Annotated in this window: 20 protein-coding genes and 3 tRNA genes; 14 read left to right on the top strand and 9 right to left on the bottom strand. The window is 51.7% G+C overall.

Features of this window, described 5'->3' with window-relative positions:
- Window positions 1–149 precede the first annotated feature (149 nt).
- The 4 genes from NF683_RS03445 to mnmH all read left to right on the top strand — a co-directional run bounded on the left by NF683_RS03445 (window position 150) and on the right by mnmH (window position 4,247).
- Complete coding sequence (locus NF683_RS03445; RefSeq protein WP_089039894.1) at window positions 150–599, top strand: copper resistance protein NlpE N-terminal domain-containing protein; 450 nt, start codon at window positions 150–152, stop codon at window positions 597–599.
- Between the two features lie 109 nt (window positions 600–708).
- Window positions 709–2,079 carry a DNA repair protein RadA gene (radA, locus tag NF683_RS03440; RefSeq protein ID WP_253921877.1) on the top strand — a complete coding sequence of 457 codons (1,371 nt, stop codon included), beginning with the start codon at window positions 709–711 and terminating at the stop codon, window positions 2,077–2,079.
- 45 nt (window positions 2,080–2,124) lie between these two features.
- Window positions 2,125–3,162 (top strand): selenide, water dikinase SelD, encoded by a 1,038-nt coding sequence (selD, locus tag NF683_RS03435; RefSeq protein ID WP_095604463.1) that lies wholly within the window; start codon window positions 2,125–2,127, stop codon window positions 3,160–3,162.
- Complete coding sequence (mnmH, locus tag NF683_RS03430; protein ID WP_253921254.1) at window positions 3,159–4,247, top strand: tRNA 2-selenouridine(34) synthase MnmH; 1,089 nt, start codon at window positions 3,159–3,161, stop codon at window positions 4,245–4,247. Before selD ends, mnmH begins: the two co-directional genes overlap by 4 nt.
- A 22-nt stretch (window positions 4,248–4,269) precedes the next feature.
- Here the strand turns inward: mnmH and NF683_RS03425 are convergent, their stop codons facing one another.
- A complete protein-coding gene (locus NF683_RS03425) occupies window positions 4,270–4,962 on the bottom strand; it encodes a type 1 glutamine amidotransferase (RefSeq protein WP_253921253.1) in 693 nt (230 codons plus the stop codon).
- Window positions 4,963–5,074: 112 nt separating this feature from the next.
- On the opposite strand from NF683_RS03425, the gene NF683_RS03420 reads away from it, so the two are divergent.
- The gene (locus NF683_RS03420) at window positions 5,075–5,677 is read left to right on the top strand and encodes a YjaG family protein (RefSeq protein WP_193060151.1); all 603 of its coding nucleotides are present in this window, start codon (window positions 5,075–5,077) and stop codon (window positions 5,675–5,677) included.
- Window positions 5,678–5,690: 13 nt separating this feature from the next.
- Here the strand turns inward: NF683_RS03420 and NF683_RS03415 are convergent, their stop codons facing one another.
- The 5 genes from NF683_RS03415 to hisB are packed head-to-tail and all read right to left on the bottom strand — an operon-like array spanning window position 5,691 to window position 9,071.
- Window positions 5,691–6,197, bottom strand: a complete 507-nt coding sequence (locus NF683_RS03415; protein WP_089039888.1) for a hypothetical protein — start codon at window positions 6,195–6,197, stop codon at window positions 5,691–5,693.
- 58 nt (window positions 6,198–6,255) lie between these two features.
- The gene (gene hisF / locus NF683_RS03410) at window positions 6,256–7,029 is read right to left on the bottom strand and encodes an imidazole glycerol phosphate synthase subunit HisF (RefSeq protein ID WP_038478299.1); all 774 of its coding nucleotides are present in this window, start codon (window positions 7,027–7,029) and stop codon (window positions 6,256–6,258) included.
- Window positions 7,026–7,772 carry a 1-(5-phosphoribosyl)-5-[(5-phosphoribosylamino)methylideneamino]imidazole-4-carboxamide isomerase gene (hisA, locus tag NF683_RS03405; RefSeq protein ID WP_095604466.1) on the bottom strand — a complete coding sequence of 249 codons (747 nt, stop codon included), beginning with the start codon at window positions 7,770–7,772 and terminating at the stop codon, window positions 7,026–7,028. The genes hisF and hisA overlap by 4 nt, the downstream gene beginning before the upstream one ends.
- Before the next feature lie 11 nt (window positions 7,773–7,783).
- Complete coding sequence (hisH, locus tag NF683_RS03400) at window positions 7,784–8,425, bottom strand: imidazole glycerol phosphate synthase subunit HisH (RefSeq protein WP_038478294.1); 642 nt, start codon at window positions 8,423–8,425, stop codon at window positions 7,784–7,786.
- A gap of 52 nt (window positions 8,426–8,477) precedes the next feature.
- On the bottom strand, window positions 8,478–9,071 hold the full coding sequence (hisB, locus tag NF683_RS03395; protein ID WP_030074661.1) for an imidazoleglycerol-phosphate dehydratase HisB: 594 nt from the start codon (window positions 9,069–9,071) through the stop codon (window positions 8,478–8,480).
- Window positions 9,072–9,277: 206 nt separating this feature from the next.
- Here hisB and NF683_RS03390 point away from each other — a divergent pair, with 206 nt between their 5' ends.
- The 7 genes from NF683_RS03390 to NF683_RS03360 all read left to right on the top strand — a co-directional run bounded on the left by NF683_RS03390 (window position 9,278) and on the right by NF683_RS03360 (window position 14,144).
- The gene (locus NF683_RS03390) at window positions 9,278–9,763 is read left to right on the top strand and encodes an acetyl-CoA sensor PanZ family protein (RefSeq protein WP_089039886.1); all 486 of its coding nucleotides are present in this window, start codon (window positions 9,278–9,280) and stop codon (window positions 9,761–9,763) included.
- Complete coding sequence (locus tag NF683_RS03385) at window positions 9,760–12,093, top strand: AsmA family protein (RefSeq protein ID WP_253921252.1); 2,334 nt, start codon at window positions 9,760–9,762, stop codon at window positions 12,091–12,093. Before NF683_RS03390 ends, NF683_RS03385 begins: the two co-directional genes overlap by 4 nt.
- Before the next feature lie 144 nt (window positions 12,094–12,237).
- Complete coding sequence (gene mutY / locus NF683_RS03380; protein WP_253921251.1) at window positions 12,238–13,335, top strand: A/G-specific adenine glycosylase; 1,098 nt, start codon at window positions 12,238–12,240, stop codon at window positions 13,333–13,335.
- Between the two features lie 55 nt (window positions 13,336–13,390).
- The gene (locus tag NF683_RS03375; protein ID WP_083007102.1) at window positions 13,391–13,666 is read left to right on the top strand and encodes an oxidative damage protection protein; all 276 of its coding nucleotides are present in this window, start codon (window positions 13,391–13,393) and stop codon (window positions 13,664–13,666) included.
- 174 nt (window positions 13,667–13,840) lie between these two features.
- A tRNA-Phe gene (locus NF683_RS03370) sits at window positions 13,841–13,916 on the top strand.
- 5 nt (window positions 13,917–13,921) lie between these two features.
- Window positions 13,922–13,996 (top strand) — tRNA-Gln (locus tag NF683_RS03365).
- 72 nt (window positions 13,997–14,068) lie between these two features.
- Window positions 14,069–14,144: transfer RNA gene (locus NF683_RS03360), tRNA-Thr, on the top strand.
- Between the two features lie 189 nt (window positions 14,145–14,333).
- Here the strand turns inward: NF683_RS03360 and NF683_RS03355 are convergent.
- Window positions 14,334–15,197 carry an MBL fold metallo-hydrolase gene (locus NF683_RS03355; RefSeq protein WP_253921250.1) on the bottom strand — a complete coding sequence of 288 codons (864 nt, stop codon included), beginning with the start codon at window positions 15,195–15,197 and terminating at the stop codon, window positions 14,334–14,336.
- Between the two features lie 104 nt (window positions 15,198–15,301).
- The gene (locus NF683_RS03350) at window positions 15,302–15,940 is read right to left on the bottom strand and encodes a DsbA family protein (protein WP_253921249.1); all 639 of its coding nucleotides are present in this window, start codon (window positions 15,938–15,940) and stop codon (window positions 15,302–15,304) included.
- 83 nt (window positions 15,941–16,023) lie between these two features.
- Between NF683_RS03350 and NF683_RS03345 the strand changes: the two genes are divergently transcribed.
- Window positions 16,024–16,977, top strand: a complete 954-nt coding sequence (locus NF683_RS03345) for a LysR family transcriptional regulator (RefSeq protein WP_253921248.1) — start codon at window positions 16,024–16,026, stop codon at window positions 16,975–16,977.
- 20 nt (window positions 16,978–16,997) lie between these two features.
- Here the strand turns inward: NF683_RS03345 and NF683_RS03340 are convergent, their stop codons facing one another.
- The gene (locus tag NF683_RS03340; RefSeq protein ID WP_089039838.1) at window positions 16,998–17,447 is read right to left on the bottom strand and encodes an META domain-containing protein; all 450 of its coding nucleotides are present in this window, start codon (window positions 17,445–17,447) and stop codon (window positions 16,998–17,000) included.
- Between the two features lie 708 nt (window positions 17,448–18,155).
- Here NF683_RS03340 and thpD point away from each other — a divergent pair.
- A complete protein-coding gene (thpD, locus tag NF683_RS03335; protein ID WP_089039837.1) occupies window positions 18,156–19,139 on the top strand; it encodes an ectoine hydroxylase in 984 nt (327 codons plus the stop codon).
- Window positions 19,140–19,233 lie beyond the last annotated feature (94 nt).

Below are 19,233 nucleotides of genomic sequence, written 5' to 3'. Positions count from 1 at the left end.
ATCCTAATGTTAATACCCCATGGTCACCCGATGGCTGCCCGAGCGCAAGCATTCAAGTAAGTAAGGGGGTGGGCGTCGCACCTTGTAGCGGTTATGCTGTCATAAGAGCACGAAAGAAATGTATGTCCAACACGATAAGGAGACACTCAATGCAATTTAGGAGTTTGCTAGCCGGCTCGGCTATGTTGGCACTGCTGGCGGGCTGTGCAGCTGGCCCGACGGGCCAGAGTGAAGATGCAGGAATGACTGCTTCTCAAGTCAATTACCAAGGTACGCTGCCTTGCCGCAACTGCGATGGTATCGACTTGGATGTGACGATGATAGGCGAAGAAATGAGTGCTCCTGAAGAGCGGACGTTCACGTTAAACGCCACTTATCGTAATCATCCACAAACACCACCAGACGAAAACTATGCAGGTAACTGGGAAGTGTTGACGGGCACGCCGTCTGATCCGGATGCTACTGTCTATGAATTAACGCCGAATGGCGATGGTCAGATTTACTACTTCCAGCGTATCAGTGAGCGCACGCTGGAGCTGATCGACCCAGAGCGTCGTCGTTTCGAGAATGGCGAAATGCTGCAGTTACAGCGTCAATAAAGTGTGAAGCGACGCTCAAAGGCGGCCATTGGCCGCCTTTTGCATTTCTAGCGATCTGATGCATAAATCTCAGTGGCGACATCAAGATATCAACAGGAGCAACATGGCGGTGGCGAAAGCGAAGAGTGCCTTTGTATGTACCGAGTGCGGTGCAGAGTATCGAAAGTGGCAAGGCCAGTGCTCCAGCTGCCAGGAGTGGAACACGCTAAGTGAGATTCGTTTGGCCAGTGCGCGACCTGGAGGTGGTACTGCGACGGGACGAGCGGGCTATGCTGGAGACCTGTCGCGCGATGTAGTGGATCTTAGCAATGTGGATCTCAGTGAGGTTCCTCGCCTTACCTCGACCTTTGCCGAGTTTGACCGTGTGCTGGGTGGTGGCTTAGTGCCGGGTTCCGCTGTGTTACTGGGGGGGAATCCAGGCGCTGGTAAATCTACACTGCTTCTACAAACTGCCTGCAAGCTCGCTCAGCAGCGGCGTATTCTATATGTCACTGGGGAGGAGTCGCTTTCCCAAGTCGCCATGCGCGCCCACCGCTTACAGCTGCCTACTAATGGCTTGAAAATGTTGGCCGAGACCAGCGTGGAAACCATCTTGGCGGTATCTGAACGGGAGAAGCCAGAGATTCTGGTGATTGACTCCATCCAGACTATGCATCTGGAAGATATCAGCTCTGCGCCGGGAGGCGTTGCCCAGGTACGGGAATCTGCGGCAGCGCTGACACGCTTCGCTAAGCAAACGAACACGGTTCTTTTGCTGGTTGGTCATGTGACCAAAGATGGCACGCTGGCGGGTCCTAAAGTGCTGGAGCACATGATTGATGCTTCGTTGCTATTAGAGGGCGGAGCTGATTCTCGATTTAGAACGCTCCGCGGCCAGAAAAACCGCTTCGGCGCGGTGAATGAGCTGGGTGTGTTTGCAATGCTCGAGCAAGGCTTGAAAGAGGTTAAAAACCCCAGTGCGATTTTCCTCTCACGCCAAGAAGAGCAGGCACCCGGTAGCTTGGTCATGGTGGTGTGGGAAGGCACTCGGCCAATTCTAGTGGAGGTGCAGGCATTGGTGGATGAGTCTGCCCTGGGTAATCCTCGCCGTGTTGCCGTTGGCGTCGATCAAAACCGACTTGCCATGCTGCTAGCCGTATTAAATCGCCACGGTGGTCTGTTTACCGGTGATCAGGATGTCTTCCTTAACGTGGTGGGTGGGGTGAAAGTGCTCGAAACCAGTGCTGACTTAGCGGTGCTGTTAGCCGTGGTGTCCAGTCTGCAAAATCGCGCACTGCCAAAAGAGCTGGTGGTGTTTGGCGAAGTGGGGCTTTCAGGAGAAATTCGACCAGTGCCCAGTGGGCAAGAACGCATTGCTGAAGCGGCTAAGCACGGTTTTCTAAGGGCAATTGTTCCGCGCGGCAACGCACCCAAGCAGGCTCCGAAGGGAATGGAGGTTATCCCTGTCGACAAATTGAGCGATGCCCTGGAAGCGTTGTAGCGTAAGCTATGCTAAGGAAAAGCATTAAGACTAAGGAGAGGCGCCATGAGTGCAATTCGGTTAACCCAATATAGTCACGGAGCGGGTTGCGGCTGCAAAATTGCACCAGATGTACTGGATGGGATTCTTGCTAAAGCTGGGCCTGCCGCAGGCCATAAACGCCTCATTGTCGGTAACAAGGGACGCGAAGACGCAGCGGTGTATGATTTGGGTGATGGCCGCGGCATGATTGCGACCACCGATTTCTTTATGCCGATTGTCGATGACCCCTTTGATTTTGGTCGTATTGCTGCCACTAACGCGATTAGCGATGTGTATGCCATGGGTGGCACGCCGGTCATGGCATTAGGGATTTTAGGTTGGCCGCTGGATAAACTCAGCGCAGAAATCGCGGGAGATGTTGTTGCCGGTGCCCAGGCTGTTTGTCGTGAGCTAGGGGTGGCGTTAGCGGGCGGTCACTCGATCGACGCTCCTGAGCCGATGTTTGGTTTGGCGGTCAATGGGTTAGTCGATTTAGCGCATTTAAAGCTCAACAGCCAAGCAAAGCCTAATGACCTGTTATTCCTAACCAAGCCACTTGGCGTAGGGCTACTAACCACAGCCGAAAAACGGGGTTTGTTAGAGGCTGGCCATCACGGCCTTGCTCGTGAAACGATGCTCAAGCCCAATCATATCGGTGTTGAGTTAGCTAAGGTGAAAGGCGTTAACGCTATGACGGATGTCACCGGGTTTGGCCTTGCTGGACACCTAGCTGAAATGTGCAGCGCAAGCGGTGTGATGGCGCAGATCGATTTTCGCCGCTTACCCCGTTTAGCAGAAGCCGAAGCCTACCGTCGGCAGGGCGCTGTCCCCGGAGGTTCGCTGCGCAATCGTGAAGCCCTTGGTAAAGCGTTGCCTGTGATGGACGATGCTCACTGGCAATGGCTGTGTGATCCTCAGACGTCAGGTGGTTTGCTGATCAGTGTCGACCCTGCTTGGGAAGATGATGTAGAGCGTATTGGTCGTGAGCACAGTCTTACCTTGGTACCGTTTGGTACCATGAAGGCAGCTCAAGGCGACGTTTTGATTGAGGTCATTGGATGACGCTAGCCACTGTTCCGGCATCATTGAACTTAATCGCGCAAACAACACCGCTGATTGATGTGCGCGCCCCGGTTGAATTTGTTCAAGGCAGTTTGCCTGGCGCGGTTAACTTACCGTTAATGGTTGATGATGAGCGCCATCAAGTGGGCATTGCTTATAAACAGCACGGACAGCAGGCAGCAATCGAGTTAGGTGAACGTTTAGTCAGCGATGACACTAAGCGAGCACGCGTTGACGCCTGGCTGGGATACGTAGCGCGTCAACCAGACGCCATTATCTACTGTTTTCGCGGAGGGCTGCGTTCGCAAATTGCACAGCAATGGCTTGCTGATGCAGGCATCAACCGGCCGCGCATTGACGGTGGCTGGAAAGCGATGCGGCAACGGCTATGTCAGCGCATTGATGAGGCTGCCAGCCAGCCGATGCTGGTCGTGGCGGGGCTGACAGGTTGCGCGAAAACGACGCTAATTAATCAATTGAGTAACGGCATTGATTTAGAGGCTTTTGCCAACCATAAAGGATCGGCGTTTGGGAGGCAGCCAGAAGAGCCGACAACACAAATTGATTTTGAGCATGCCTTAGCCAAGCGCTTAATTGGGCTGACGGGAAGCTTAGTGGTAGAAGATGAGTCGCGGCAAATCGGTAATGCCAATATTCCGCTTACCTTTTGGCATGCTCTGCAACGTGCGCCGCGAATACGCATTGAGATGCCCTTGGATTGGCGTTTAGAGCAGTTGCGCCGTGACTATATCGAAGCACTTGAACAGCGCTACACTGCCCGTTACGGCCAGCAAGAGGGCTGGCAACGTATGCGACTCCAATTAGCCAATGCCCTGGAGCGTTTGGCGAAACGCTTAGGCAATGCCCGATTGCAGCGTCTACAGCGATTACAAGGTATGGCTTTTGATGCCCATGCACTAGGGAATATTCAAGCCCACGAAGCATGGCTTGCGCCACTGTTGACCGAATATTACGATCCACTTTATCGCTATCATCTTGAAAAGCAGCGAGATAACCGCCCTGTGGAACTGCATGTTGGCGATTGGGAGAGCTGCTTAGAAGCCGCTAGGCAGTGGAGCGCTTAGCGGCGTTGTATTCATCTATAGCTTATGCCGCTTTCAGCCATTGGGTCATCATGCGGTCTAACAGCGGAGCTAGCTGATGAAAGCGTCCAGCATCTTCTAGGATCTGTTCACTGGTTTGTATAAAGCGTCCTGCTGCGGCAGTTTTGGGCTGTGGCCATTCATCGGCATTGAGCAGTGGTGATACGCTAGAAGCCGTCGCTTCGAAATGACACAGTAAACCGACGACACGCCCGGCGTCCCACGAAAAACCTTGCAGTGGTGCTGCTGCACTGCCGCCTAGCGGTAGTGCGCTTTCCGGTAAGCTGAACACGAGGCGGTGCCTCATAAATGCCTCAAATTGTTCGGGTAGGTCAAAGGTGCTTTCTGGGGCAAGTGTTATTTGGTGCCAGCCAATTTCAGGGTAGGTGCCCGGTGCAATAACGGCATCCAGCGCCTCCGCTATCCATAGTGCGCCCAAGCCAATACCCAATAATGGTTTCTGCCCATCCAGATAGCGGTTAATCAGCTTGCGTTCGGCTTTAAACCAATCGGGTGGATCATTCACTAGACGTTCAGGGCCATCCAGTATAATTAGCGCGTCGCACTCACCTGGTCGTGGGGTTAGCTCGCCCGCATAAAGATGAAAAACGGTGTAACTATGGCCCATACTCTCAAGCCAGTCAGTTAGACGAGCGGGACCATGGTCAGGGCCGTGCTGTAGCAGATGGATATGCATGGTAATCTCCTCGCCGGCCGATGTTAATAACGCGATAGGGATCTCCTACCGCGTTTGTGCGACGATAACGTATCGCGTTCATTTCACCAATATTGTGACCCAGGAAATCAGCATGGTGGCTAAACCCCTAGGATTTTACCAGCGGCTTCAACAGTTGCCGTTGCCCGCTCAGCAAGCGTTTATGGCAGCTCTATGTGAACGTCTGCTACCTAACTACGCGCTTTATCAACAAACCGCGGGGGTAGGTGACGAGCATACACTGCGGACTGTGCTGAGCCTGGTGTGGGAACGTTTGAGCGTTTCGAATGCGAGCATAGACTTTGCTCGGCAAGCGGAAAAACTGGCTGAGTGCGAACCTCCTGAAGATGATGAGAGCTTTGGAGCGCGCCGAGCGTTAGATGCTGTTGTGTCGGTATCCGCGCTGCTGGATACGCTGCTGGGGGAGTCGCCTGAAGCCGTGTTAGATGTCAGCCGCACCTCGCGAGCGGGCGTGCGCGCTTTTATCGAGCTAACGGAAGGTGAAGAAGATGCCCAGGCGCTTGCGCTGATCATTCGCGACCATCCCTTGATGGCCGACGAAAATGATTTCCAGGACGCTGTTTTGGACGCCGTGAGCGAGCCAATTAATAAAACCTCCCTAAAAGAAATTCGTCAGCTAGGGCGTAATAACGGCATTAGTAATCTTGGTTTAACCTTAGACGAAGGCGAGGAGTAACGGTCGAAGCTGGTTAAAACCGCAGGCCCGCCGTCACCATCATGCCGGCGGTGCCGAAGATGATAAGATCTGATTCTACGCGCCCCCATTGCACGCCAATGCTGGGTAGCAGTGCAGGCGCCGTGCCTAAGTGGTTAAAGGGAATCTTGTCGCGATATTCACCTTTATAGCCGTGTAGTAGCCCGCCAGTTAGCTTGGCGCGTACGTTGATCTCTTCGGCAAATTGCCAAAGCGGGAATTCACGCCCAGCATAAAAATACCAGGTTGGTTGATCAAATGAGTTTTTAAACCATGCTGCCCCTGCTAACCAGCGGTCTGGATTATGTAGTTCAATGCTTGCCAGTTTTTGCTGATTGGTATGGTCAGGGTCAGGATCGAAGTGGCGCGTTAGCAAACTGGTTTGCACCAGTGTGTGATCGAGTTCTAAGGAGGGAGGCCAATCTGGCAAAGAAAAGGCTGAGACGGTAGTGCTCAGCCAAATCCCTGCTATCCCTCCTGCCCATTGATAATAACGAGGCATGTCACTGCTCCTGAGAGAAGGGCTTTTTGCTAAGTGGTTTCGCTACTAGGAGGTTTCGTTAAAGGCGCATTTCGATGCCACGTTCCGCCATGTAACGTTTTGCTTCTGGTATCGTATATTCACCAAAGTGGAAGATGCTTGCTGCCAATACCGCATCGGCACCACCTTTGAGTACGCCGTCTACTAAGTGGTCCAAGTTTCCTACACCGCCAGAAGCAATCACCGGCACGCTGACGGCTTCAGAAATAGCATGGGTCACCCCCAGATCAAAACCCACTTTAGTGCCGTCGCGATCCATACTGGTGAGCAATAACTCGCCAGCACCAAACTCTACCATCTTTTTGGCCCACTCGATGGCATCCAGTCCCGTTGGTCGACGCCCACCGTGAGTGAATATTTCCCAGCGAGGAGGCTCGCCTTCTTTAGACACCTTCTTAGCGTCAATCGCCACCACAATACATTGGCTGCCAAAGCGCTCGGCGGCTTCGCGAACAAACTCGGGGTTGGTCACCGCGGCGGTATTGATGGAGACTTTGTCAGCCCCTGCATTCAGCATCGTGCGAATATCATCGCAGCTGCGGATGCCTCCCCCCACGGTGAGGGGAATAAACACTTCACCGGCAATGCGCTCTACCATGTCGACCGTTGTGTCACGGTTTTCATGGCTGGCGGTAATATCGAGAAAGGTGATTTCATCGGCACCCTGCTGGTTATAGCGCTGAGCAATTTCGACCGGGTCGCCTGCATCACGGATGCCAACAAAGTTAACGCCTTTCACCACGCGTCCGGCATCGACATCTAAGCAAGGGATAATACGTTTCGCTAAACTCATTTGTCGCCTCCGCTAAGCTGGTCGCTCAAGCGCTGAGCTTCTGCCACATCGAGGCTGCCTTCATAGATCGCGCGGCCGGTAATCGCGCCTAAAATGCCGCTGTCAGCGACATCACACAGCGCACGAATGTCGTCTAAATTGGTGACGCCACCGGAAGCAATCACCGGTAAGCCACCTTCGCGGGCTAGCGCAGCCGTGGCTTCTACATTGACGCCTTGCATCATGCCATCGCGGGCGATGTCGGTATAGACAATGCTGGAAACGCCGTCATTGGCAAAGCGCTTGGCGAGCTCGGTCGCCTTTAAAGTGGATACTTCCGCCCAGCCATCGGTGGCCACATAGCCATCTTTAGCATCCAGGCCAACAATAATGTGGCCTGGGAACGCACGGCACATTTCGCCCACGAAGTTCGGCTCTTTAACTGCTTTAGTGCCAATAATGACGTAAGAAACCCCGGCATTTAAATAATGCTCAATGGTTTCCGCTGAGCGGATACCGCCGCCAATTTGGATGGGCAGCTTAGGGTAGGCGCGCGCAATTGCGGTGACTGCCTCGCCGTTCATCGGCTTGCCTTCAAAAGCGCCGTTTAGGTCAACCAAGTGCAGGCGGCGAGCACCCGCTTCTACCCAGCGAGCGGCCATGGCAACAGGGTCATCGCCGTAGGACGTTGAATCTTCCATGCGGCCTTGCTTCAAGCGCACACACTGGCCGTCTTTGAGATCAATCGCGGGAATTACCAACATTGTGAAACCTCTCAGGGCGTCCAGGTGACAAAGTTTTCTAGCAGGCGAAGGCCCGCGCGGGAGCTTTTTTCAGGATGGAACTGCACAGCGAAGGTGGCGTCACGGCCAATCGCTACATGGGCGCAAACCTTGCCGTACTGGGTAGTACCAAACACTTGCGCGTCGTCAGTCGCATTAACGTAGTAGCTGTGTACAAAATAGAAGTGTTCGTTATCGTCAATGCCTGACCATAGCGGGTGATCGTGATGCTGCGCTACAAGGTTCCAGCCCATGTGCGGGACTTTTAAGCGCTGTTCGTAATCATCGCGCATATTGGCCGGAAAACGATCAACGCTGCCATGGAAAAAGCCTAGGCAATCTACGCCACCGTTCTCTTCGCTACGTTCCATCAGCATTTGCTGGCCCACGCAAATACCCAATAGTGGTTTCGCTTGACGGGTAAGGATGTCATCGACTAAGCCGCGTAGCTCGGTACGTTCCAGCTCGCCTACACAGTCCCTAATAGCCCCTTGGCCCGGGAGTACTAGGCGCGTTGCACCTAAAATACGTCGCGGGTCGCGAGTAATAATCACATTTTCGTGGGTGACGTGCTCAAGCGCTTTTGCCACAGAGTGCAGGTTGCCCATTCCATAATCGATTACCGCGATGGTCATAAAGCGCTCCTTGTGATCGTTGGCGAGCTACCACTCGCTGCAATACCCGGCATTATAGGCTTCCTTTGGTAGACGGCATTTGTCCCGCCATACGCGGGTCTTCTGCCACCGCCATGCGCAGCGCGCGGCCAAACGCTTTAAATATAGTCTCAGCCTGATGGTGAGCATTAAAGCCTTTTATATTGTCAATATGCAGGGTGACGCGCGCATGGTTGACGAAGCCTTGGAAAAATTCCCAAAACAGCTGGGTATCCATACGGCCAATAGTATCGCGGGTGAAGTCGACATTCATATAGAGACCTGGACGGCCGGAGAAGTCGATAACCACACGGGACAACGCTTCATCAAGAGGAACGTATGCATGCCCGTAGCGATAGATGCCGCGTTTATCGCCGATCGCTTGGTGAAATGCTTGGCCTAGGGTAATGCCTAGATCTTCAACTGTATGGTGATCATCGATGTGCAGATCGCCTTTTGCGTCAATGTCGAGATCCACCATCCCATGACGAGCCACTTGATCAAGCATATGGTCAAGAAACGGAACGCCGGTGTCGCTGCGGAGACGGCCTTCGCCATCAAGGTTGACGCTGACCGTAATCTGCGTTTCGTTGGTGTCACGGCTTACCGTGGCAATACGCGCTGACATGTTGCATCTCCTGCGCTGATGCGCACTCTGAGGGGGTATTGGTGGATCGTCGGGTAATGTTAACACCGCCAGATCAAAGCATAACCTGTGCCAAAAGCGACCATTATAGTGAATCGGCACCCCCATCCGCTACAATGCGCGAAAGGTAGCCGCCTTTGCTGGCGGTAGAATAGCAGCCTTGCTGCTTTGGCAAAGAGGATTTCACCATGCCGGTGACATTGGATTACGTCGACCAGGCCCGTTGGGAAGCAGAGGAGCAGGTGCGTATTGACCTAATACGCATTTATGAAGATGCGCCCCAAGAGCGAATGCCTACACCAACGGTCGCCCCTTTTATTGAACAGCATTTAAAAGGGCAGCACTTTTTTGCCTGCGCACATTTTAATGATCGACTGCTCGGTGCAGTGGCGATAAAAGAGGCAGCTGACCGCGCCTGGTGGCTCTCCGAGCTGTGCGTGCGTAAACCCACCCGACGGCGTGGCGTAGGCACACGACTAATGGCACTGTTAGGTGAGCAGGCAAAACAGGAAGGACGTGTGCTGCGCATCGCAACGTCGTCGCTGCCGTTAGCCGATCGAGTACTGCTCTCAAAGCTTGGTTATCGCCCCGTAGCCCCTGAATCATCCGCGCCGTCGGATGATTCCATCACCAGTGATTTTGTTGAGCTCGACCCACAAGGAAAAGGGCAATGAATCATCTACTACGTATTTTGCTGGCTGCGGTAGGTATTTTAGCGATTGTTGCCGTTGCTGCAGTGGTGTATGTCACCACTTTTCTTGACCCAGAAGATTTCAAGCCTCGGCTAACCGCGGTGGTAGAAGAACAAACTGGCCTGAATCTAGCCTTGGAAGGCCCGATCACATGGTCATTTTATCCGCGTATAGGGGTCAGTGTTGAGCAGGCAAAAGCGTGGCTGCCAGAGCAAGCTCAAAACGAGAGTGCGTTTGCCGCCATTGAGCGAGCTGAAGTTAGCGTCGCCTTTGCTCCTTTATTACGCGGCGAAATCGCGGTTGATGGCTTAACCCTAGATGGCATGCGCTTAAACCTTGAAAAGGATGAGCAGGGCGAAGGTAATTGGCAGCCGTTACTAGAGCGCCTCGCTGAGCAGGGTAACGAAACAGCGGAAACGGTACTGGCGCCTGCAAGCGCTGGCCCCAACGCAGATGCTGGCAGTTTGTCGGTGGTGCTGAATATTGCCAGCGTAGAAGTGAAAAATGCTGATATTCGCTTCCGTGATGAGCAAAGCCAAGCGCTTTGGCGTGTGCAGCCGCTCAATATTTCAGGCGCCAACGTCAATCCGTTACGCTCCTTCCCTTTAAAAACCATGTTTACATTAACTAAGCATAATCGCTTAGATGCAGAGGTGTTGGAGCGTACGCCCGACCTGACCAGCGAAGTGAATCTCGAAACTCGTCTTCGTTTAGGTTTGAAAGATGAGCAGTTGGTTTTTGAAAATATCCAGCTGACGACCCGTACGCGACGCTCTGGAGAAAGTGATCCGCAGCAGCTTAGTTTGAAAGCAGCTGAAATAGTTGCCCGAATGGGTGAGCAGCAACTTACGATTCGCGAGGGTGTCGTTGACGCGGGCTTACGTCATCCAGACAATTGGCAGGGTAGCCTCGCGCTTTCGTTGGCATTTGGTTTGGAAAGTGACTGGGCGGCGCAAACTGCTCAGTTTAAAGATGCTCAGTTAACCGGGCCGGATGGGCTGAGAGTCAGCGGCCATCTCAATGTCGAAAAGCTTTTAGACTCTCCTCAGTACAGCGGCCAACTCACCGCAGCGCCTTTTACATTGCGGCCTTGGCTATCTCGTGCAGGCATTACTCTCAATACGGCCAATGAAAGTGCCCTGAGAGATGTGGCGATGACGAGCCCCATTGAAGGCGATATGACGAGTATTGCACTGCCGCGTCTTTCCTTAGTAGTGGACGACAGTACCTTTACAGGTAACATTTCCGCCGCGCTGGACGGTACTCGGCTCGCCTTTAATCTGGAAGGCGACCAACTGAATATTGATCATTATCTGCCTGGTCCGGAAACCGCTCAACAAGCTAGCCGAGGCATACTGCGCAAAGCCTTCGCCCAAACCGACGGGGCACTATTGCCTCAGAAATGGCTGAGCACGTTATCGCTAGAGGGGGACTTAAGCGTCGACCAGCTTGTGCTGGCTGGATTAACGTTCGATGACACTTCGCTAAGCTTGCGCGGCGAGAATGGAGTGCACCAACTGACAGCCTTTGAGTCGCGTTTTTATGAGGGCGAGCTTAATTCGACTGGCCGTCTAGATGCGACAGCAAACGTGCTGGAATGGCAAATTTCTCCACGTGTCAGTGATGTTCAGGTCGCACCGCTCATTGAAACCTTTAGTGAAGAGGCATCACCGTTACGAGGCCGCTTTAACTTGGAAGGTGCACTGACGACTCAAGGCAATCGCCGTGACGTGCTCACCAATAATCTTAACGGCGAGCTAAGTGCACAACTGAACGACGGCGCTATTCTGCAAACGAATATCTCTCAGCAAATGTGCGAGATAGTGGCGCAGCTAGAGGGCGAAGGCACCCTGCGCGAATGGGAGCCTGATACGCGTTTTGAACGGTTTGATGCGACCTTCCAAGTGCGTAATGGTGTAGTAAATAGCAACGATTTGCTTATCACCCTTCCTGGTATTGATGTACAGGGTGAAGGCGAATTCAGTCTCAATACGCTGAATTTTACGACTGAGGCAAATGCTAGGTTGGTCGACACAGCCGATGCCGCCTGTAACGTGAACCCGCGTTTAGAGCAGTTGCCTCTTCCAGTTCGTTGTGAAGGCCATGTGGGCGACGATAAAGCCCAGTGGTGCCGATTTGATCGTTCGGCTTTCCAAGCAGCGGTGATAGACCTACTACGTAATGAAGCAGGCGGCCGTCTTGAAGAAGCGCTTGAGGAGCGGCTGGGCGATTCGCTTGATCAAATTGACGAACGCCTAGGAGAAGGCGCTGGTCAGGAACTTCGTGAGGGGATTCGTCGTCTATTTAACTGAGCATTCATGCACGTTTTGAAGCGATACAATCAGTGTGCGCCGGCCTTACCGCCGGCGCTTTTTTGCGTGTTAGTTAGCCACATAAATAGCAAGGCCAACTGACGGCTAATTACAGGGTGCCGTTTTACTGTTTAAGGAAATCCTATGGCCGACATGTTTACACCGTGCCTCGCGGCGGAAGAGTTTCAACGCCGCTTACTTACCTGGTTCGATCAGTATGGCCGGCATGACCTGCCTTGGCAGTCGCCCCGAAGTGCCTACCGGGTATGGGTATCTGAAATTATGCTCCAGCAAACCCAAGTCGCGACGGTTATTCCCTACTTCAAACGCTTTATGACGCGCTTTCCCACGTTAGAAGCACTGGCCAACGCACCTCAGGACGACGTGCTGCATCTCTGGACCGGGCTGGGTTACTACGCCCGTGCCCGTAATTTGCATAAAGCGGCCCAAGTGGCGTTAGCGTCCCATGGGGGAGAGCTGCCAACGGACAGTGTCGAAGCGTTAATGGCGCTGCCAGGTATCGGCCGCTCCACTGCTGGCGCGATCATCGCGCAAAGCTCTGGTCAGCAGGCCGCGATTTTAGATGGCAATGTAAAACGATCGCTGACTCGCTTGCATGCCATTACTGGCTGGCCAGGCAAGCCAGCAGTAGAGCGTTCACTATGGACACTGGCTGAATATTTCACGCCCAATACCCGTCTTGCCGATTATACCCAAGCCATCATGGATTTCGGCGCCACACTGTGTAAACGCAGCAAGCCTGATTGCTTGATCTGTCCGTTTAACGACGTATGCCGTGCCTATGCCCAAGGTGAGCCGCAACGCTTTCCCGAATCCAAGCCTAAAAAAGCCTTGCCGACGCGTGAAACCATTATGCTGATGCTACGAGACAGGCAAGGGCGGGTGTGGTTAGAGCAACGGCCACCCAGCGGCCTGTGGGGAGGCCTATGGAGCCTGCCTCAATTTGAGCAACATAGTGAACTGAACGATTGGCTGGCTGATCATGTGACGTCCCCCGAGCGCCATGCGCCACTGCCCAGCTTTACTCATACGTTTAGCCATTTTCGGCTATTGATTACGCCTCAGCCCGTCAGTTGCGATAGGCTGAACGGCGTAAGAGAAGATGGCGTGTGGTATGACGTTGACGCACCGCCCTCGCTTGGCTTGGCTGCGCCGGTTAAATCGCTGCTGAGCCAGCTGGCGCCTTTTTCCCTAGATCCAACGCCGGGGCCGTCGCGCTAACCTCACTCGCGTTATTACTTTTATATTCGCAGCGTTATTCAAAAAGGAGTACACCATGAGCACCACCGTTTTTTGCCGCAAGTACCAACAAGAGCTACCCGCTCTGCCATTTCCACCACTGCCAGGTAAGCAGGGCCAAGAGATTCAAGCCACGGTGTCTAAGCAGGCCTGGGAAGAGTGGCAGTCGTTGCAAACGCGCTTGATTAATGAAAAGCACCTCAACATGTTAGAGCCCGAGGCGCGCGCCTATTTGATGGATCAAATGCAGCGTTTTCTAAATAACGAAGCAACGGATCAAGCGGAAGGTTACGTGCCGCCTACCCAGGCTTAAGCGTTCAGGAAGCAAGGCTGTAAGGAGTGAAACTCGGTGCAGCCCACGGATGGCGCGGCTTTTGCACGTTTTGAGCCCTGCAAAGAAGTGCCCTAAGCACGTGACTAGAAAGAAAGTTTCACGAAAGTGTTGACGAAAAGCTGAGTTTTTAGTTTAATACGCACCGTTGGCAGCGGCCAGATAGCTCAGTTGGTAGAGCAGGGGATTGAAAATCCCCGTGTCGGCGGTTCGATTCCGTCTCTGGCCACCAAACGTTGGGGTATCGCCAAGTGGTAAGGCACCGGTTTTTGGTATCGGCATTCCCAGGTTCGAATCCTGGTACCCCAGCCATTGCCAACAAGATTTCTTGTTGATTGCAAAGCTTAACAGTGAAGCAATCATATTCTCAAGAAAGCGCGAAGAGCCGACATAGCTCAGTTGGTAGAGCAACTGACTTGTAATCAGTAGGTCCCGGGTTCGACTCCTGGTGTCGGCACCACTTAAAAGTGGTTAAAATCAGAGCGTTAGAGAATTAGATTAAGCCGTCCGAAAGGGCGGCTTTTTCGTATGCGTCTATAAAGTGTCTACAGCGTGGGCACCTTCACAACTGAACCTTGCAAGTTGGGTGACCAAGCTGCCATTGCAGAAAGATAGTCATCGTCCACCTCTATACTATAGAGAAAAATGACTATCCCCAGTCCATTTCCCCCATAGCTACTTTAGCGCCAATCTGTAGTGCAACACTTAGCTTTGCATTTGGGTAGCGACGGGTCATTGCTTCAATGAGTTCATCGCTGTTATTCGCTTTGGCGAGCTCTTCTTCAAATGCTAATAGGTAGTCACGTGTATATTGAATCGCGGAAGCATCAATAGCTGCGTCAGGTTGCATGTGACCGGGTATAACGACCCTAGGAGAGCGTGCTGCCATTTCATCAAGCGCTTGTACCCAAGCCGCTCGCTGTTCAGCAGTAGGGGTGTCTGCTGTCCACACGTGTAGGTTTGAGAATACCAGCACACCTCCAAAAACAGCATCCAGGGAGGGAGCCCAGAGGTAGCGACGATTGGGCAGGCCCTCTACATTAACAATCTGAATGTCTTGACCATCGACTTGCAATGCTTGGCCATCAAACGCCTCGGGCATAACGATTTCATCAAGTGATTGTGGTCCGTTTTCTTGGAGCTGGGGTGACCATGTGGAGATTTTTTTCTCTACATTTCCCTTGATAGCATCAATTGTGGCGGGGGCGGCGATAACGCGAGCATCGGGAAATGCTGCTTGTATCGCGCCAAGGCCAAAATAGTAATCAGGATCGCTTTGGCTAATATAGACGGTAGTTAGCTGCTTACCGCTCTGTTGGATTGCCTCGGCAATTGCACGTCCATCAGATAAGGTAAAGCTGCTATCAATTAATACTGCCTCTGTCGCTCCCGTCACCAATACGGGCGCTCGGAAAAAGCCATTTTCTCCCGCAGGAAAATGCTGCCAACTTAATTGATCATCAGACGCGAGGCTCTTTTTTATGCCACTTAGGTTGCCAGTACTTATAGCCATGGATAATCCTAAGGCAGTTAATGACTTTAAAAACATACGCCGAGTAGCCATTTTTTCTTCCTTCTGCAATTTTGTTTAGAGGGTCAATTGATTAAGTTGGCGCGTTATAGCGCGCGCATCTGTTGGGCTAGCGCGCTGGGGTTGGCATACAACTCATTCGTGGAAAGAACCTTTAGGTTTCCACTCGACTGAGCGATGAACGTGGGCACTCCTCGAACGTTAAGCTTCTGCATTAGCGTTTGAGCCTGTGAAATGCGAGAACGATTGGAATGAATAAGTGTTTCACTGGCACCTGTCATTAACTCAGCCGCTTGTGTCAGCTCAAGTCCTTGTAGAATCTCAACCAACGTGACTTGAGATGTCACATCACGACCCTGTACGTAGCGTGCGTATTGGATTGCTTTTAAAGCCTCGAACTCATCGGCGGGTGCGGTAAGCGATACTGCCGTTAGCGCTAGCGTAGCGGCACTACTATCAAACCGCTGTTGATGATCGCTTAACACGTGATCGCGATATAGTTGAGTGAATAGTTGCCCCGTTAGGCGCTCAATCCGCTGATCGTTACTCCAGGCATAGGCCGCGAACTCCTGATCCATTTGCCTTCCGCCACCGCCTGAGAAAAGGCCGCTGGGTAACAGAACCACGTTTATATCGTCTGCCGCGATCACGTCCGAAACAGATGATGTTGCGCCATAGCACCAGCCACACAAAGGGTCGAACAGGTAATACAAAGTGTTATTCATCGCCGAGTCTCTCTATACATGATGGACTCGCATGCTAAAGAGATTGTATTGACGGATAAATACATACGAAGCATATTATGTGTATGGAAAAAGCATACGGTCGAAGTGGAAGTAAGCTAGGCGGATTTAATAACTTGCGGCGCTTAACTTATTTTGCTGCAGTGGTTGAAACGGGGTCTTTTACGGCCGCCGCAGAGCGTCTGGGTATCACCAAGGCGGTGGTTAGCCAGCAGGTGGCACGCCTTGAGCAAGAGTTTAGAACCTCTCTTCTCACGCGTACGACGCGATCGGTACAAGTTACCTCCGCTGGAAAAGTGTTTTACCAACGCTGTGCCTTGATTCTCCGTGAAGCTGAAGATGCTTTTGATGAGTTAGGCGAAATAGCCCAGGAGCCGACAGGTACATTACGATTGACGGCCCCTTTCGATTACGGTGTCACCTTTTTGGTGCCTGCGATTGCTGCATATACCCAGCAATATCCCGATTGCCGGGTCGATGCCACGCTGCGGGATCAAAAAGTCGATCTGATGGCTGAGGATATCGAACTGGCCATCCGTGTTGGTTGGCTAACAGAGGCAAGCGTGCAAGCAAGGAAAATAGGCTCTTTTCGGCAATTGCTCGTTGCATCGCCAAGCCTTGAAAAAGAGGTGGCGCAGCTCTCTCAGCCGGAAGAGTTATTGAAGTTCCCGTTCATTGCTAATAAAGCGCTGCCCCATCCATTGCAGTGGGAGTTTTCACTCAGTAAGGGGGAGCGCAGAACCATCCACGTGCGCGCCTCAATCTTTCTTGATGCGACACTCGCGGTACGTGAAGCGTTGTACGCTGGTGCGGGAATCTCGGTATTGCCGGATTATGTCATTGCAGGCGACATAGCCGCCGGGCGCCTTGTACATATTTTGCCCCAGTGGAGTTTGCCCTCCGGCGGCATACATGTCGTTTTCCCATTAGCACGTTTTCGTCCTGCGAAAGTGCGTGCGTTTGTCGACATACTTGTACGTAGAGAGCAGCAGCGACAAGAGGGCGCTTTCATTAAGTGAGCTTGCCTGCAAACCGATGGCTAATAAAGATGCACGGCCTCAAATACTGCCACTGGTTTGCCATTGGCATTTTTAAGTGACAAGGAACCACCGTCTACTTGCCAAGTGTCTACGTTATTAAGTGTGCTTAACATTGCCTGCTCGTTACGCATTTGCGTGTCGGGGCAGGCCATCATCGTGGTGCCAACTTGTTCAAATGCTATTTGCTTACCATCAACACGGTAACTGCCAATCAAGTTATTGCAGCCAGTTGAGCCAGCTAGCCGTGTATTTTCTTCATGGAGCACAAGATGAGGCTCGCGAAAGTTTTCAGCGGTGATGATGGGTTGCCCTTCAAGCGTGACCAGTTTCCAGTACGTATTGGTTAGCGTTTCGTCAGGCTTGACTGCTTGATGAGGCGCTGAGTGTGATTGGCACCCGCTCGCTAGCAGGATAATAAGAGTAGATGCGATAAGGGGTAATTTTTTCATAAAGCGTTTCTCTAGGTTTGCGTCATAAAATAATAATCGGATTGATAATGTTTTGCTACCTTAGCTTCTGTCCGATACTTTGTTAACAACCTGAGTCTGTTCCTGTTTTAATGCTTTGTATAAATAGTAAACCTTCTTTTTTATTCATCGCTGCTTGATTGTTTTTTTATAACACACCAGTTTGCTGGAGCTGTGAAAGGCTGAATGCGATATGAAGATGATGTGATGACTAAAATGTGATTAATTTTAATGTCATTGTCTCAATTAATATAATAAGAGTGCCCTGATGTAAGAGTGTGAGTTTTTCATGATGTGGTGCCACCTAATGATGTCTTGGTGCATATTGGTACCTCTAATGAGGTGGCCAAATTCACTATGCCACTTACCCTGTGTAAGGGCGCTTGAGCAGAAAAAATATTCGTAAAACTCGAATTGATATCAGGCATTTAAACTTGAAGAAAATGATAAGATGTGTCGGTTTTATAGCGATTGTATTTATGGATATATTTTTCTGTAATGGTTTTTTAAAGTCGTTGCTAGGTCTTGTTTGAGAGTGCTTAAAGAAATTTCATAACACACGTTATAAAATGAAGATGTGGCGGTTGCAAGGGCTAAGTATTTAGCTACCCTATTGGCTGTGTTATGTGAAAGCGGAAGCCGCTACATGTTTTATCGGTCTGAAATTTAATCATACAAGGAGTGGATTAGATGACAGTCAGCAACAATTCTCTCAAAACAATTACTGTCTATAAGCAATATAATGAAATGTTGGATATGCCGTCGGCGCGACGTACAGCGGTGAAAGATGAGTACCCAACGCGCCTAGCAGCAGCTCCAGCTTCGCTAACTCAGCCGCGTCGCGATGCGGTGGTTAAAGGTCGAAATTTATCAGGGCCGCTATCCTCAGAGCAGCTTGATGAGTTTGAACGCAAAGGTTTTTTGTTTATTCCAAACCTCATTTCAGGTGAAGAGCTGGAGGCACTTCGCCATGAAATGACATTATTGATGAGTAATAGTGCTTATCGCGATCAAGAATTCAGCGTTACTGAGCCAGAAAGCCACGATATTCGTTCGTTGTTTGCCGTGCATAGGCTTTCTGAACGATTAGGTGAACTGGCCAGTGACGAACGCTTAGCGGGTGCAGCCCGGCAGATCATTGGCGCTAATCCTTACGTGCATCAGTCACGGATTAACTATAAGCCAGGTTTTGCAGGTAAAGGGTTTAATTGGCACTCTGATTTCGAGACGTGGCACGCGGAAGATGGCATGCCGAATATGCATGCTGTTAGCGCTTCACTGATCTTGACCGACAACCATGAATTTAATGGCCCGCTTATGCTGATTCCAGGCTCCCATTTGGAATTTGTGCCTTGTTTGGGGGAAACACCAGAGGATAACCACAAAAGCTCGCTTAAAGCACAGGAGATTGGCGTGCCCAGCCCAGAAGCGCTGACTCAGTTAGTAGCAAAATATGGTATTGAAGCGCCAAAAGGTAAAGCAGGGGGATTGCTGCTCTTTGATTGCAACACGCTGCATGCGTCTAATGCCAATTTGTCGCCAGACCCCCGCAGCAACGTATTCTTTGTGTTTAACCGTCCGGATAATCGCTGTGTTGCACCGTTTGCTGCTCCCAAGCAGCGTCCTCGCTTTTTGGCGCATGGGCCTGATGATCGCTGGACGCCCGACGCATAATCTAACGTATCACTAGTGATATGTATGAAATGCTGTAGAAGAGGTTGTGGTACATACGCATAGCTGGGGTAGACTGTTGCGCCTGTCGTTGCGA

The organism is Halomonas sp. MS1, assembly GCF_024182575.1.
GTDB lineage: Bacteria > Pseudomonadota > Gammaproteobacteria > Pseudomonadales > Halomonadaceae > Vreelandella.
Note: the sequence above shows the minus strand (reverse complement) of the source record. Positions and strands in the feature narration are given on the sequence as shown.

Bases quoted from the DNA above. Each gene is read 5' to 3' on its own strand.
- NF683_RS03445 (WP_089039894.1), top strand. From the start codon at position 150: ATGCAATTTAGGAGTTTGCTAGCCGGCTCGGCTATGTTGGCACTGCTG.
- selD (WP_095604463.1), top strand. From the start codon at position 2,125: ATGAGTGCAATTCGGTTAACCCAATATAGTCACGGAGCGGGTTGCGGC.
- mnmH (WP_253921254.1), top strand. From the start codon at position 3,159: ATGACGCTAGCCACTGTTCCGGCATCATTGAACTTAATCGCGCAAACA.
- NF683_RS03425 (WP_253921253.1), bottom strand. From the start codon at position 4,962: ATGCATATCCATCTGCTACAGCACGGCCCTGACCATGGTCCCGCTCGT.
- NF683_RS03420 (WP_193060151.1), top strand. From the start codon at position 5,075: ATGGTGGCTAAACCCCTAGGATTTTACCAGCGGCTTCAACAGTTGCCG.
- NF683_RS03415 (WP_089039888.1), bottom strand. From the start codon at position 6,197: ATGCCTCGTTATTATCAATGGGCAGGAGGGATAGCAGGGATTTGGCTG.
- hisF (WP_038478299.1), bottom strand. From the start codon at position 7,029: ATGAGTTTAGCGAAACGTATTATCCCTTGCTTAGATGTCGATGCCGGA.
- hisA (WP_095604466.1), bottom strand. From the start codon at position 7,772: ATGTTGGTAATTCCCGCGATTGATCTCAAAGACGGCCAGTGTGTGCGC.
- hisH (WP_038478294.1), bottom strand. From the start codon at position 8,425: ATGACCATCGCGGTAATCGATTATGGAATGGGCAACCTGCACTCTGTG.
- hisB (WP_030074661.1), bottom strand. From the start codon at position 9,071: ATGTCAGCGCGTATTGCCACGGTAAGCCGTGACACCAACGAAACGCAG.
- NF683_RS03390 (WP_089039886.1), top strand. From the start codon at position 9,278: ATGCCGGTGACATTGGATTACGTCGACCAGGCCCGTTGGGAAGCAGAG.
- NF683_RS03385 (WP_253921252.1), top strand. From the start codon at position 9,760: ATGAATCATCTACTACGTATTTTGCTGGCTGCGGTAGGTATTTTAGCG.
- mutY (WP_253921251.1), top strand. From the start codon at position 12,238: ATGGCCGACATGTTTACACCGTGCCTCGCGGCGGAAGAGTTTCAACGC.
- NF683_RS03375 (WP_083007102.1), top strand. From the start codon at position 13,391: ATGAGCACCACCGTTTTTTGCCGCAAGTACCAACAAGAGCTACCCGCT.
- NF683_RS03355 (WP_253921250.1), bottom strand. From the start codon at position 15,197: ATGGCTATAAGTACTGGCAACCTAAGTGGCATAAAAAAGAGCCTCGCG.
- NF683_RS03350 (WP_253921249.1), bottom strand. From the start codon at position 15,940: ATGAATAACACTTTGTATTACCTGTTCGACCCTTTGTGTGGCTGGTGC.
- NF683_RS03345 (WP_253921248.1), top strand. From the start codon at position 16,024: ATGGAAAAAGCATACGGTCGAAGTGGAAGTAAGCTAGGCGGATTTAAT.
- NF683_RS03340 (WP_089039838.1), bottom strand. From the start codon at position 17,447: ATGAAAAAATTACCCCTTATCGCATCTACTCTTATTATCCTGCTAGCG.
- thpD (WP_089039837.1), top strand. From the start codon at position 18,156: ATGACAGTCAGCAACAATTCTCTCAAAACAATTACTGTCTATAAGCAA.